This window comes from bacterium (assembly GCA_024228115.1).
Taxonomy (GTDB): domain Bacteria; phylum Myxococcota_A; class UBA9160; order UBA9160; family UBA6930.
In genome coordinates this window covers 1-920 of record JAAETT010000579.1, presented here as the reverse complement: position 1 = coordinate 920, position 920 = coordinate 1, and the positions used below count along the sequence as shown (strand labels likewise).

The 920-nt window shown below is 64.6% G+C and carries 1 protein-coding gene; it reads left to right on the top strand.

The window, feature by feature from the left end; genetic code table 11:
• The first annotated feature begins 194 nt into the window (after positions 1 to 194).
• Positions 195 to 449, top strand: a complete 255-nt coding sequence (locus GY937_24115; protein MCP5059800.1) for a PEP-CTERM sorting domain-containing protein — start codon at positions 195 to 197, stop codon at positions 447 to 449.
• The last annotated feature ends 471 nt before the right edge of the window (positions 450 to 920 follow it).

The following is a 920-nucleotide window of genomic DNA, read 5'->3' as shown; positions in this document are numbered from 1 at the left end:
TCCGGTCGAGCCGGGAGGGCGTTCGCCCTGGGTCAAGGACCTTTCGACCCGGAAGATCTGAATCGGAATCCGGAACGGCGGGCTGCGTCGCCCCCCGGCCAAATGATCAGATTTCTACGCTTCTGAGTGAGCGTCTACAGAGCGAGTCTGAGCCGGGTTCGGTCGAGGCCTTTCTCTGGACGCCCACAGGGGGCATGCGCAGTCTGAGAGAGGTGCTCGTCAGTGATTTCGGCTTGGATCTCGCTGGGTGGTCGTTAACGATCGCCCGCGATGTCACGGCGGACGGACGAGTCGTCACGGGGTGGGGAACGAATCCAAACGGCAACCAAGAGGCGTGGATTGCGGTGATCCCCGAGCCGTCGATGCTGATGCTGCTCGCGCTGTCGGTGGTTGCGGTTCTTGGCCACCAGACAGCCACGAGGCCTGGTCCGGGCCTGCTACGGGCATGAATGCAGCCGGGGGCTTGGGGAAATCACCCGGATTCCCCCTGATTTCGCCGCCATTTGCCCCAGGCTGACCCCATGGGGAAGGGGTGCCTTGGGAAAGAACGCCCCGGCCCGAGGTAGCCACACCCCCTTCAGGACGGGTGTGATCGGAACGCTACACTGTGAAGTGTCAGAGCTTGCGGATCGCGGCCTCTCATGGGAGGGGGTGCGCGATCACACCGTTCCCGCGAAAAGCGAAGCGGCCACGGAACCGTGGCGGCTGCGGGTGACCGGGGAGGCTGGAGCAGGGGGGTGGGGGTCACGCCGGTGGGTGACACACACGCGGGAAGATTTTGCCCGACCTATGCCCGACCTCCGAGGTCGGATGCGGTGGTGAGATGCGGTCGTGTGCGGTCCTGACAAGCACGGAGAGCGCCAAGTAGCTGGAATTGCGGTGCCCCCGGAGGGTACACCGACCTTGCCAACGTGAATGTC